The organism is Streptomyces lacrimifluminis, from assembly GCF_014646095.1.
Lineage (GTDB): Bacteria > Actinomycetota > Actinomycetes > Streptomycetales > Streptomycetaceae > Streptomyces > Streptomyces lacrimifluminis.
The window spans coordinates 681,666-693,250 of sequence record NZ_BMMU01000001.1 but is presented as its reverse complement, the minus strand read 5'-3'; the positions used below and the strand labels follow the sequence as shown (position 1 = coordinate 693,250).

Annotated in this window: 11 protein-coding genes; 2 read left to right on the top strand and 9 right to left on the bottom strand. The window is 70.2% G+C overall.

Annotation, left to right across the window (positions count from 1 at the left end):
• Positions 1-310: 310 nt before the first annotated feature.
• Positions 311-1,318, bottom strand: coding sequence for a stage II sporulation protein M (locus tag IEY89_RS03180; protein ID WP_189145646.1), 1,008 nt, complete (start codon positions 1,316-1,318; stop codon positions 311-313).
• A gap of 130 nt (positions 1,319-1,448) precedes the next feature.
• Between IEY89_RS03180 and IEY89_RS03175 the strand changes: the two genes are divergently transcribed.
• Positions 1,449-2,408, top strand: a complete 960-nt coding sequence (locus IEY89_RS03175; protein WP_189145645.1) for an RDD family protein — start codon at positions 1,449-1,451, stop codon at positions 2,406-2,408.
• On the opposite strand, the gene IEY89_RS03170 is transcribed toward IEY89_RS03175, so the two are convergent.
• The 8 genes from IEY89_RS03170 to IEY89_RS03135 all read right to left on the bottom strand — a co-directional run bounded on the left by IEY89_RS03170 (position 2,405) and on the right by IEY89_RS03135 (position 10,758).
• A complete protein-coding gene (locus IEY89_RS03170) occupies positions 2,405-3,022 on the bottom strand; it encodes a hypothetical protein (protein WP_189145644.1) in 618 nt (205 codons plus the stop codon). The two genes, IEY89_RS03175 and IEY89_RS03170, sit on opposite strands and share 4 nt — an antisense overlap.
• Positions 3,023-3,185: 163 nt before the next feature.
• Positions 3,186-4,643 carry an adenosylhomocysteinase gene (gene ahcY, locus IEY89_RS03165; RefSeq protein ID WP_189145643.1) on the bottom strand — a complete coding sequence of 486 codons (1,458 nt, stop codon included), beginning with the start codon at positions 4,641-4,643 and terminating at the stop codon, positions 3,186-3,188.
• Positions 4,644-4,888: 245 nt separating this feature from the next.
• Positions 4,889-5,866: a cation diffusion facilitator family transporter gene (locus IEY89_RS03160; RefSeq protein WP_189145642.1), complete on the bottom strand. Its 978-nt coding sequence runs from the start codon at positions 5,864-5,866 to the stop codon at positions 4,889-4,891.
• Positions 5,867-6,025: 159 nt separating this feature from the next.
• Positions 6,026-7,177, bottom strand: a complete 1,152-nt coding sequence (gene manA, locus IEY89_RS03155) for a mannose-6-phosphate isomerase, class I (protein WP_189145641.1) — start codon at positions 7,175-7,177, stop codon at positions 6,026-6,028.
• 99 nt (positions 7,178-7,276) lie between these two features.
• The gene (locus IEY89_RS03150; protein ID WP_189145640.1) at positions 7,277-8,416 is read right to left on the bottom strand and encodes an SIS domain-containing protein; all 1,140 of its coding nucleotides are present in this window, start codon (positions 8,414-8,416) and stop codon (positions 7,277-7,279) included.
• Positions 8,417-8,445: 29 nt separating this feature from the next.
• Positions 8,446-8,616: a Trm112 family protein gene (locus tag IEY89_RS03145; RefSeq protein WP_015659983.1), complete on the bottom strand. Its 171-nt coding sequence runs from the start codon at positions 8,614-8,616 to the stop codon at positions 8,446-8,448.
• 233 nt (positions 8,617-8,849) lie between these two features.
• Positions 8,850-10,217, bottom strand: a complete 1,368-nt coding sequence (locus tag IEY89_RS03140; RefSeq protein WP_189145639.1) for a phosphomannomutase/phosphoglucomutase — start codon at positions 10,215-10,217, stop codon at positions 8,850-8,852.
• A 121-nt stretch (positions 10,218-10,338) separates the two neighbouring features.
• Positions 10,339-10,758, bottom strand: a complete 420-nt coding sequence (locus IEY89_RS03135; protein ID WP_189145638.1) for a DUF3499 domain-containing protein — start codon at positions 10,756-10,758, stop codon at positions 10,339-10,341.
• A 315-nt stretch (positions 10,759-11,073) separates the two neighbouring features.
• On the opposite strand from IEY89_RS03135, the gene IEY89_RS03130 reads away from it, so the two are divergent.
• Complete coding sequence (locus IEY89_RS03130) at positions 11,074-11,523, top strand: metallopeptidase family protein (RefSeq protein WP_189145704.1); 450 nt, start codon at positions 11,074-11,076, stop codon at positions 11,521-11,523.
• Positions 11,524-11,585: the final 62 nt, after the last annotated feature.

Below are 11,585 nucleotides of genomic sequence, written 5' to 3'. Positions count from 1 at the left end.
ACTCTACCAGACCGTTTCCGTATCCGATTTCCTCGGCGCTTTCCAGGTTCCCGCTTTCGCGATTCCCTTTCCGGCGACTCCGACTTTATCAGAAGTTTTTGGCCGGACTGACCGGCTGTTCATTCCTGAGATTCATCGGGATGTGGTCCTCAAGAATCCAAGTTCTCGAGCAACCACTAGATTTTCACTGTCGCCACCGAAGTCTGTCCGGCTCTAGGCAACTGCTCTAATCTACCTCCCCACTCGCTCCGCGTCAACGGCTCTTGTGGGGCGAAGAGGAGACTAGCAGCCCGGCAGGTGTGTCCGCACATCAGGCAGCGGTGGGGACGGCGGCACTGCGCTCGGCCGTCTCAAGGTCGCCTGTCTCGCCCTCGCGAGCCGCTCGACCGCCGAGGACATAGACGTACGCGAGGAAGGCCAGCTCGGCGACGACCCCGATGGTGATGCGCGCCCAGGTGGGCAGGCCCGACGGTGTGACGAAGCCTTCTATGGCTCCCGAGACGAAGAGGACCAGGGCCAGGCCGATAGCCATTCCCAGGGCTGCTCGCCCTTCCTCTGCCAGTGCCGCGCGGCGGGAACGCGGGCCCGGGTCGATGACCGTCCAGCCGAGGCGCAGGCCCGTACCGGCCGCCACGAAGACCGCGGTCAGTTCCAGGAGGCCGTGCGGCAGGATCAGGCCGAGGAAGGTGTCGAGTCGGCCCGCCGAGGACATCAGGCCGAGGCCGATACCCACGTTGAGCATGTTCTGGAAGAGGATCCAGACGACCGGGAAGCAGAGGAAGACTCCCAGGACCAGGCACATCGCGGCGGCCCGGGCGTTGTTCGTCCAGACCTGGGCGGCGAACGAAGCGGCGGGGTGGCTGGAGTAGTACGTCTCGTACTCGCCGCCGGGGCGGGTGAGGGCGCGCAGTTCGTCGGGGGCCGCTATGGAGGACTGCACTTCGGGGTGCGTGCCTATCCACCATCCCAGGAGAACCGCGACGGCCGTGGAGATGAGCGCGGTGGGGACCCACCAGTGGCGCGATCGGTAGACCGCCGCGGGGAAACCGTGGGTGAGGAAGCGCGTGACATCGCGCCAGGAGGCGCGGCGGGTACCTGTCACGGCACTACGCGCGCGTGCCACGAGTTGGCTGAGCCGACCGGTCAGCTGGGGGTCCGGGGCGCTCGACTGGATCAGTGAGAGGTGGGTGGCGGTGCGTTGGTAGAGGGCCACGAGTTCGTCCACCTCGGCGCCGGTGAGGCGGCTCTGGCGGCGCAGCAGGGCGTCCAGACGGTCCCACTCGGCGCGGTGGGCGGAGACGAAGACGTCGAGGTCCATCGTTTTGCCTGCTCCTCGGCTGTTCGTCGACTGCACGTCGTGGGTGTCGGCTTTTCGTACTGCGGCGCGATGCCCCTTCAGCTTGGCAGACTGGCGGTTCCAGGGGCAGGTCAGGGGAAGGACGGCAGGCGTGAGTGAGCTGGTTACGGGCGAGGCGGTGGCGCTGGAGCTGCGCCCCGCGAAACTGCCCAGCAGGGCGCTTGCCGTGCTGCTCGACCTTGTGGTGATCGGGCTGGTCTACACCGTCGTCACCCTTGTTCTGGTCATATCCACGGCCTCAATGGACGAGGCGGCACAGGTCGCTCTCTCCATCGCGGCGTTCATTCTGGTTCTGGTGGGTGCGCCGATCGCGGTCGAGACGCTCAGTCACGGCCGTTCGCTCGGCAAGATGGCGTGCGGTCTGCGGGTGGTGCGGGACGACGGCGGTCCGATCCGGTTTCGGCATGCGCTGGTACGGGGTGCGGTCGGGGTGGTCGAGGTTCTGATGACGTTCGGGGTGGTTGCCTGTATCGCCTCGCTCGTCTCGGCGCGGGGACGGCGGCTCGGTGACGTCGTCGCGGGCACGCTCGTCGTCCGGGAGCGCGTGCCCGTCGGTCGGACCGCGTTCGTTCCTCCTCCGCCGCCCTGGTTGTCCGGACGGTTCGCGGAGCTCGATCTGTCCGGCGTGCCCGACGGGTTGTGGCTGGCCGTACGTCAGTATCTGACGCGGATGCGGCAACTGGATCCGCAGGTGGGCTGGGCCATGGCCGAGCGGCTCGCCGCCGATGTGGCGGCGCGTACCGGGACTCCGGCGCCGCCGGACGTTCCTCCGACGGCCTATCTGGCGGCCGTGGTGCAGGAGCGGCAGGTGCGGGAGGCCAGGCGGGCGTTCGGGAGCGTGGCGGCGACCAGCGTGCCCGGGGGCCCCGCGGCACCTCGGTCGTTCGGGGCTACGGCGGCGCAGTGGCCGGCTGCGGTTCCGCATCCGCCCGCCGGGGGTCCCTACCCTGCGGTTGCCGAAGCCGCCGGGCCCGTCCCGGTCGTCGAGGCTGCACCGCAGGACCATGCCGGTGATCGACGCCCCTCCGGCGGGTTCGCGCCGCCCGCCTAGTCGGCGAACGTCGACGGCGGGGACTCAAGGTGTTCCAGCTCGATGCCCGGTGCCGCGAGGACCACGTCGCCGGCGATGTGCACGGCGTGCTGCTCGCCCGTGTCCAGGGCTGTGACCTGGTATTCGTCGACGGTCAGAGGGCCGTTGTCAGTGGCGTGTGCTTCTCTTTTCACCAGGGCCCAGGACTGGTCCACGGTGCGCGGGGCGAGGACCGGGTCCGTGAGGGCGACGAGGCGTACACGGGTTGCGGCGGCGGAGGGGGTGAGGCGCAGGAGGCGGGCGGTGGCGACCAGGAACGCGGGGGATGTGCCGGTGAAGGCGTGAGCGCGGACGTTGCCTTCGGTGGCATGAGTGCCGGTGGGGTCGGTGCGCACCCAGGTGACGCCGTCGAGTGCGGCGCCGCGGACCTGCCAGCTCGCCGCGTGGAGTTCGAGACGGATCGGACGGCCCAGGTCGTCGAGGGTGAGGTCGACGGAGCCGCCGTGGTCGCCGGAGGGGGTGGTCAGCTGGGAGACGTAGCGCCAGCCGGACGGGCCGGGGGCGCAGTGGAAGTGCTCGTCTGCGAGGGGGGTGTGATCGTGCGGATCGTGGAGCGAATACCGGCCGCGGGGCATGGGGGTCCTGGGGTTTTCGGACTGTCGCTTGAGCCTTCGAGCCTCTGAGCCTCGGCAAAGGGGCAGGCCCCCGGCACGGGGGTGCGGGGGCCTGCCTCGGAGGACCTGCTGGTGGTGAGCGCGTCAGTGCACGGACGTGCTCACCACTGGCTGGGGTGCCGGCTCAGTAGCGGTAGTGGTCCGGCTTGTACGGGCCCTCGACCTCGACACCGATGTACGCGGCCTGCTCCGGGCGGAGCGTCGTCAGCTTCACGCCGAGAGCGTCCAGGTGGAGGCGGGCGACCTTCTCGTCGAGGTGCTTGGGCAGCACGTAGACGTCGGTCGGGTACTCGTCGGGCTTGGTGAACAGCTCGATCTGGGCCAGGGTCTGGTCCGCGAAGGAGTTGGACATCACGAACGACGGGTGACCGGTGGCGTTGCCCAGGTTCAGCAGGCGGCCCTCCGACAGCACGATGAGGACCTTGCCGTCGGGGAACTTCCAGGTGTGGACCTGCGGCTTGACCTCGTCCTTGACGATGCCCGGGATCTTGGCGAGGCCGGCCATGTCGATCTCGTTGTCGAAGTGACCGATGTTGCCGACGATCGCCTGGTGCTTCATCTTGGCCATGTCACTGGCCATGATGATGTCCTTGTTGCCGGTCGTGGTGATGAAGATGTCGGCCTTGTCGACGACGTCGTCGAGGGTCGCGACCTGGTATCCGTCCATGGCGGCCTGGAGCGCGCAGATCGGGTCGATCTCGGTGATGATGACGCGGGCGCCCTGTCCGCGCAGGGACTCCGCGCAGCCCTTGCCCACATCGCCGTAGCCGAAGACGACCGCGGTCTTGCCGCCGATGAGGACGTCGGTGGCGCGGTTGATGCCGTCGATCAGGGAGTGGCGGCAGCCGTACTTGTTGTCGAACTTCGACTTGGTGACGGCGTCGTTGACGTTGATCGCCGGGAACAGGAGGGCGCCGTCGCGCTGCATCTCGTACAGGCGGTGGACGCCGGTCGTGGTCTCCTCGGTCACGCCGCGGATCTCCGAGGCGAGCTGGGTCCACTTCTGCGAGCCGTCGGTGATGGTCCGGCCGAGGAGTTCGAGGACGACGCGGTGCTCGTCGGACTCGGCGGTGTCCGCGGAGGGGACCTTGCCGGCCTTCTCGTACTCGACGCCCTTGTGGACGAGCATGGTGGCGTCGCCACCGTCGTCCAGGATCATGTTCGGGCCGCCGGTGGGGGTGTTCGGCCAGGTCAGGGCCTGCTCCGTGCACCACCAGTACTCTTCCAGGGTCTCGCCCTTCCAGGCGAAGACCGGGACGCCCTGGGGGTTCTCGGGCGTACCGTTCGGGCCTACCGCGATGGCGGCGGCCGCGTGGTCCTGGGTGGAGAAGATGTTGCAGGACACCCAGCGGACCTCGGCGCCCAGGGCGACCAGGGTCTCGATCAGGACGGCGGTCTGCACGGTCATGTGCAGCGAGCCCATGATGCGGGCGCCGGCCAGCGGCTGGCTGGCGGCGAACTCCCTGCGGATGGACATCAGGCCGGGCATCTCGTGCTCGGCGAGGGTGATCTCCTTGCGGCCGAACTCGGCCAGGGAGAGATCGGCGACCTTGAAGTCCTGTCGGTGGTCGACAGTCGTCATTAGGAGCTGCTCCTCAAGGTTGGGGCGAGGTGGGTACGGCTGGTCTGCGCGGCGGCGGACACAGGAGTGCCCGAAGAGGGCACAGGCATGCCCTGATACGCGCAGCACAGTCGTCGGAGGCCCTCTCTCCCTCGGCCGGTCCGCGAGGGGACCGCCCGACCGCCATCAGCAGCGACGTCTGGCTCCGTCCCAAGCTACACCTGTCGGCCCGGCCGCCCCCAGTCCGCCTACGGGTGGAGGGGAACTCAGTGGGCCGTGGGCGCGCTCGGGCCGCCCGGGGCTGCCCCGCGGTCGGAGCCCTTGGCCGCTTCCGTCTCGCTGTAGATGTCCGGTTCCAGGTAGATGGCCCGGGCGATCGGGACGGCGGCGCGGATGCGGGACTCCGCGGAGTTGATCGCGGTGGCCACCTCGGCGGCGGTGTCGTCGTGCTGGACGGCGATCTTGGCGGCGACCAGGAGTTCCTCGGGGCCGAGGTGGAGGGTGCGCATGTGGATGATGCTGGTGACCGTGTCGCCGTCGACGATGGCGGCCTCGATCTTCCGCACCTCTTCGATGCCCGCGGCCTCACCCAGGAGCAGGGACTTGGTCTCGGCGGCCAGGACGATCGCGATGACGATGAGCAGGATGCCGATGCAGAGGGTGCCGATGCCGTCCCAGACGCCGTCTCCGGTCGCCAGGGCCAGGCTCACGCCGACGAGGGCGAGGATCAGACCGACCAGCGCGCCCAGGTCCTCAAGCAGGACGACCGGCAGCTCGGGCGCCTTGGCGTGGCGTACGAAGTCCTTCCAGGACTGCTTGCCGCGCGTGAGGTTGGACTCCTTGATGGCCGTACGGAAGGAGAAGGTCTCGGCGATGATCGCGAAGACGAGGACGCCCACCGGCCAGTACCAGTTGTCGATCTCGTGCGGGTGCTTGATCTTCTCGTAGCCCTCGTAGATCGCGAACATGCCGCCGACCGAGAAGAGCACGATGGAGACGAGGAAGGCGTAGATGTACCGCTCGCGGCCGTAGCCGAAGGGGTGTTGCGGGGTCGCCTCGCGCTGGGCCTTCTTGCCGCCGAGGAGGAGCAGGCCCTGGTTGCCGGAGTCGGCGAGCGAGTGCACGGACTCCGCGAGCATCGACGACGAGCCACTGAAGAGGAACGCCACGAACTTCGCTACCGCGATCGCGAGGTTGGCTACGAGTGCCGCCACGATCGCCTTGGTTCCGCCTGACGCGCTCATGTGTTCGCGTTGTCCCTTCGTACGTCCGCTGTCCCGGGCTTTGCCCGCCTTTTGCCGGGGGGCCATTGTTGCAGCCCCTGCGGCAACGACGCGCCAGGCTGTCACACAGGCCACGGCAACCAGTGCCCGGGATGTGCTCGGACAGTCTCCAAGAAGGCGTCAGACCACGACTGTCGCCCGGAATACCGTGCCGGGGCCGGACACTTCGGCCTTTTCGTCCGCCGGTACGAAGACCGACCGGCCGGGGGCGAGTTCGATGTCTCCGGTACGGACCGAGCCTGCTGTGCAGAGCAGGATCTGCGGGGTCGGGAGGGTGAGGTCGCGGGCGGGTGCGCTCTCCGGGAGGACGTACCGGGAGAGGCGGAACTCGTCGATGGGGGTCTCGTAGACCTCCTCGCCGTCGGCGGAGGCCTCCGGGCGCAGCACGCCCGGGTCGCTCGCCTCGAAGCGGACGACGCGCAGGAGTTCGAGGACGTCGACGTGCTTGGGGGTCAGGCCGCAGCGCAGGACGTTGTCGGAGTTGGCCATGATCTCGACGCCGAGTCCGTTGAGGTAGGCGTGCGGGATGCCGGCGCCGAGGAACAGTGCCTCGCCGGGCTGGAGGCGGACGTGGTTGAGGAGCATGGCGGCGATGACGCCCGGGTCGCCGGGGTAGTGCCGGGCGATGTCCGCGTAGGGCGCGTAGTCGCCGCCGAGGCGGGCGCAGGCGGTCGCGGCCTCGGTGACCGTGCGGGCCATGTCCGCGCGGTCCGCGCTGAGTACGGCCGTCAGGACCTCGCGCAGCGCCGCCTCCTCTGGGTGGGCGCGCAGCAGGTCGACGTACGGCTTGAGGGAGTCGACTTCCAGGCCCGCGAGGAGGTCGGCGGTCTGCGACGGGTCGCGGAAGCCGCACAGGCCGTCGAACTCGGTGAGGGCGCAGATCAGTTCGGGCTTGTGGTTGGCGTCCTTGTAGTTGCGGTGCCCGGCGTCGATCAGGATCCCGCGGTTCTCCTCGTCCGCGTAACCCTCCTTCGCCTGGGCGAGGTTGGGGTGCACCTGGAGGGAGAGGGGGGCGCCGGCCGCGAGGATCTTGAGGAGGAAGGGCAGGCGGGGGCCGAATCTGGCGACGGCCGCCGCGCCGAGTTCGCCCTGCGGGTCCGCGTCGATGACCTCGACGAGCGTGCCGCGTCCGGTGCGCGAGGGAGCGCCGGGGTGGGCGCCCATCCACATCTCCGCCTGCGGTTCACCGGTCGGCTCGGTGCCGAGGAGCGCCGCGATGGCGGTGGTGGAACCCCAGGCGTAGGGGCGGATGGTGTTGTCGAGGCGGTCCATACCGGTCTTTCTCCGTGCAGGTTGAAGAAGGGGGTGAGGTGCGGTGGTGTGGGTGGTCGGGGGGTGTCCGTCTGAGCGGTTCGAGCGGTTCTTTGCAGCTCAGGAGCCTGCGGTCAGCGCCATGTACACGGCCGCGAAGTCCGTGGTGGCGATCAGTTCCGCCAGGTTCTCCAGTTCGGCGCCGTCCTCCGGTTCGAGCTCGCTGATCGCCGTGTCGTGGCCGAGGGCGAGTTCGCGGGCGGCGGGGGCGGCGCTGAGGCCGCCGGTCGGGCGGTCGCGGAGCAGGACCACGCGCGCGTGCAGGGCGGGTGCCTCGCTCACCCGGTCGCGGAAGAAGTCCTCGGAGTCGGCGCCTGCGGCGAGCCGGCTCGCGAGCAGGGAGCCGTGCGCGGCGAGCGCCTCGGGGAGTTCGGCGGCGAGCGCGGGGCGGCCGGCGAGTTCGGCGAGGGCGGCGGCGAACCGGCGGCCCACCGGCCCGGCCGACGTGCCCTCCGTCCAGATCACCGGGAGCGTGTCGGTGAGTTCGACGGCGAGGGTCTTGGCCGGATTGCTGTACGTCGAGATGGCCGGACCGCATCGTTCGGCGATGTGGTCGAGGCGGTCGGCGATCTTCTCCAGCATGTCCGGCGGGGCGGTGAGCAGGCCGGTGCGGTCGAGGAGGACGAGCAGGGGGGTGAGCAGCGCCCACAGGGCTCCGGAGGCGGACGCGACGAGCGGCTGGTCCAGCGCCCCCTGCTCGTTCGGGGTCGCCGCCATGCGTACGAACAGGCCGTGGGCCGCGCCTTGCACCGTCTCGCCGAGCGGGGTGTCGGCGGGGGCGACGGCGACGACCGTGCAACCGCGGCGGTAGGCCTGCTCGGCGAGCAGGGACAGGCCCGGTTCGGTGCCGTCGGGGGTGGCGATCAGGAGCAGGTCCACGGAGCCGGCCCAGCCCGGCAGCTCCCAGCGCAGGGCGCCTGCCGCGGGGGCGACGCCGGTGGGGGCCAGGCGGATGACGGGGCTGGTCGCGCCGGCGAGGGTGCCGAGGAGGTCGGCGACGCAGGTCGCGGCGACGCCGGGGCCCGCGATCAGGACGGCACGGGGGCGGCCGTCCGGTTTCAGGTCGTTGATGCCCGCCTCAGCCGCGTGGCGGGCGGCGGTGCGGACGCGGGCGCCTGCTTCGGCCGCGCCGCGCAGGAGTCCGCGGTGGTCTGCGTCCGCCAACGCCTCGGGGGCGTCGAGCAGCGATTCGTCGAGCATGGGTGGCACCTCCGATCGCCGGGACTGACTTACGCGGGGCGGCGGGCCTCGTCGACGAGCAGTACGGGGATTCCGTCCCGGACGGGGTACGCCAGGCCGCAGTCCTGGCCGGTGCAGATCAGCTCGGCCTCCTGCTCCTTGAGAGGAGCATGGCAGGCCGGGCAGGCGAGGATCTCCAGGAGGCCGGCTTCGAGCGGCATGGGGTGTCCCTTCGGGGGTGCGGTGATGTGGCCTGGTCAGGGTACCGCCGTGTGGGGGCGGGGTGCCGGGTGTGAGCGGGTGGGGTGGAGTGGGGTTGTTTCGCCCCCGCCGCCCCTACCCGTCCCATCCTGTCCCTGGGGGCTGCGCCCCCAGACCCCCCTGTCGGCCCTGAAGGGGCCTCGTCCTCAAACGCCGGACAGGCTGGAGGGTGCCGCCCGGCGCTGAAGGCAGGTCAGGCTCGGATGAGGTCCAGTACCTCGTCCCGGATCTTGGCCATCGTTGCCTCGTCGCGCGCCTCCGCGTTCAGGCGCAGCAGGGGTTCCGTGTTGGAGGGGCGGACATTGAACCACCAGTCCGTCGCGGTGACCGTCAGGCCGTCCAGTTCGTCGAGTTCGACGCCTTCTCGACCCTCGTACGCCGTCTTGATCGCGGCCAGGCGGCCTGTCTGGTCGGCCACCGTGGAGTTGATCTCGCCGGAGCCGACGTACCGGTCGTACTGGGCGACGAGGGCCGACAGGGGACCGTCCTGGCCGCCGAGCGAGGCGAGGACGTGCAGGGCGGCCAGCATGCCCGTGTCCGCGTTCCAGAAGTCCTTGAAGTAGTAGTGCGCCGAGTGCTCGCCGCCGAAGATCGCACCCGTGCGTGCCATCTCGGCCTTGATGAAGGAGTGGCCCACGCGCGTGCGCACCGGTGTGCCGCCCTCTTCGCGGACGACCTCCGGGACCGACCAGGAGGTGATCAGGTTGTGGATGACCGTGCCGGAACCGCCGTGGCGGGCCAGTTCGCGGGAGGCGACCAGGGCCGTGATCGCCGACGGCGAGACCGGGTCGCCGTGTTCGTCGACGACGAAGCAGCGGTCCGCGTCGCCGTCGAAGGCGATGCCGAGGTCGGCGTTCTCCTCACGGGCGCGCTTCTGGAGGTCCACGAGGTTGGCCGGGTCGAGCGGGTTGGCCTCGTGGTTCGGGAACGTGCCGTCCAGTTCGAAGTACATGGGGACGAGGGTGAGGGGCAGCCCGGCGAAGACCGTCGGGACCGTGTGGCCGCCCATGCCGTTGCCCGCGTCGACGACGACCTTCAGGGGGCGGACGGAGGTCAGGTCGACGAGCGAGCGGAGGTGTGCCGCGTAGTCCTCCAATGTGTCCCGGCGCGTGATCGTTCCCGGTGTCACGGGCTCCCGCTCCGGTACGCCCGAGTCCAGCCAGGACTCCACCAGTTCACGGATGTCGGCGAGGCCCGTGTCCTGGCCGACCGGTGCGGCGCCCGCCCGGCACATCTTGATGCCGTTGTACCGGGCCGGGTTGTGCGAGGCGGTGAACATGGCACCGGGCAGGTCGAAGGCGCCCGAAGCGTAGTAGAGCTGGTCCGTGGAACACAGCCCGATCTCGGTCACGTCGACGCCGCGCGCCGCCGCCCCGCGCGCGAAGGCCCGCGACAGGCCGGGCGACGAGGGCCGCATGTCGTGTCCGACCACGATCGCGTCCGCCCCGGTCACCTGGATGAAGGCCGCGCCGAACAGTTCCGCCAGCGGCTCGTCCCACTGGTCCGGGACCACACCACGTACGTCGTACGCCTTCACGAGCTGCGACAGATCTGCAGACACGGCCAACCCTTCCGAAAGTCCCATCGGTCGCCCCAAACTACCTGGCGGGCGCCGGAGCACGAGGTGACGGCGGGGCCTTGGGCGCGTGGAGGGGGAAGGGGCCGAACACGGCTTTGGCGGCTCAGTTGTCCGGGGAGCGCAGGACTCTCAGATGTCCGCGTCGTGCGACCTCGCGCGGGTCCGCCGTGCGCGGTCCGCCGGGCTCGGCCGTGCGACCCGGCGGGCGGGCCGCTTCACGGACCGCGTTGGCAAGCGCTTCCAGATCGTCTCCGCTGGGCCGCGCGGGAGCGGAGCTGTCCAGGAGCCGGACGACCTCCCAGCCACGCGGCGCGGTGAGGCGCTCGGAGTGCTCGGCGCACAGGTCGTAGCAGTGGGGTTCGGCGTAGGTGGCGAGGGGGCCGAGGACCGCGGTCGAGTCGGCGTAGACGTACGTCAGCGTCGCGACGGCGGGACGGCCGCAAGCGGTGCGCGAACAGCGACGTACAGGGCTCACGACGTTGGACGGTACCGCACTCTTGAGCGGGCCGCGACGACTCCCCACCAGGCCACTCTCCCGTGTCGTGGCGTGAAACCGCCCACACGGGTCTTCTGGGACACGTCGTTGACCTGGAGCGACGGCGGGTTACGAGATACCGAACAATGCTGGCTCCGATCGCCAGTTGGCATAAAAACGGTCAATTGCCGTGATATCGACGGCCATCGGCGATCCGGGAGACATATGAAATCGAGCCCAACCTTGGCTGGAATGATCATCCCGCGACAGGTCGTCGATGGGTCGTCCGCCCCCGGCCGATGCCGACGGGCGCAGCGTGCCCGGCGCCCGTGCGGCGGTCGCGGGGACTACGCTTCGTCAGTGATGGACAACCCCGTACCGCCCCGCGCCGCAGGCCCCGGGCCCCGCCGCCGTGATCGCCACGGCCGTGGCATGCGCGGCCCCGTGGCACCGCCGCAGGTTCCGCTCTCCGCGAGCCGCGCCGAGGCGTTCGCGGATCTGGTGCAGGACTCCGTGGAGCGGCTGGAGCGGCGGTGGCCGCAGCTCGCGGACTTCGACTTCCTCGTCCTCGAAGTACCGCAGCTCGAAGGGCCGCCCGAGGCCTGGGCCGACCAAACAGTCCCCCTGGGGGGCACGATCGCCGCCCGCGAGGGTCACCCCGCGCGCGTGGTGGTCTATCGCCGCCCGGTCGAGATCCGGACCAAGGGTCGCGACGAACGCGCGGCCCTGGTCCACGAGGTCGTGGTCGAGCAGGTCGCCGAGTTGCTGGGGCTCACCCCGGACACCGTGGATCCGCGGTACGGCGAGGACTGACGCCGGCCACCACGTGGCGGCCCCCTTCGACACCCCTTTGTCGCCGGGCGGCGGTGGTCACT

Excerpts from the sequence above, each read along its gene's own strand:
- IEY89_RS03180 (WP_189145646.1), bottom strand. The coding sequence starts at position 1,318 with ATGGACCTCGACGTCTTCGTCTCCGCCCACCGCGCCGAGTGGGACCGT.
- IEY89_RS03170 (WP_189145644.1), bottom strand. The coding sequence starts at position 3,022 with ATGCCCCGCGGCCGGTATTCGCTCCACGATCCGCACGATCACACCCCC.
- ahcY (WP_189145643.1), bottom strand. The coding sequence starts at position 4,643 with ATGACGACTGTCGACCACCGACAGGACTTCAAGGTCGCCGATCTCTCC.
- IEY89_RS03160 (WP_189145642.1), bottom strand. The coding sequence starts at position 5,866 with ATGAGCGCGTCAGGCGGAACCAAGGCGATCGTGGCGGCACTCGTAGCC.
- manA (WP_189145641.1), bottom strand. The coding sequence starts at position 7,177 with ATGGACCGCCTCGACAACACCATCCGCCCCTACGCCTGGGGTTCCACC.
- IEY89_RS03150 (WP_189145640.1), bottom strand. The coding sequence starts at position 8,416 with ATGCTCGACGAATCGCTGCTCGACGCCCCCGAGGCGTTGGCGGACGCA.
- IEY89_RS03145 (WP_015659983.1), bottom strand. The coding sequence starts at position 8,616 with ATGCCGCTCGAAGCCGGCCTCCTGGAGATCCTCGCCTGCCCGGCCTGC.
- IEY89_RS03130 (WP_189145704.1), top strand. The coding sequence starts at position 11,074 with ATGGACAACCCCGTACCGCCCCGCGCCGCAGGCCCCGGGCCCCGCCGC.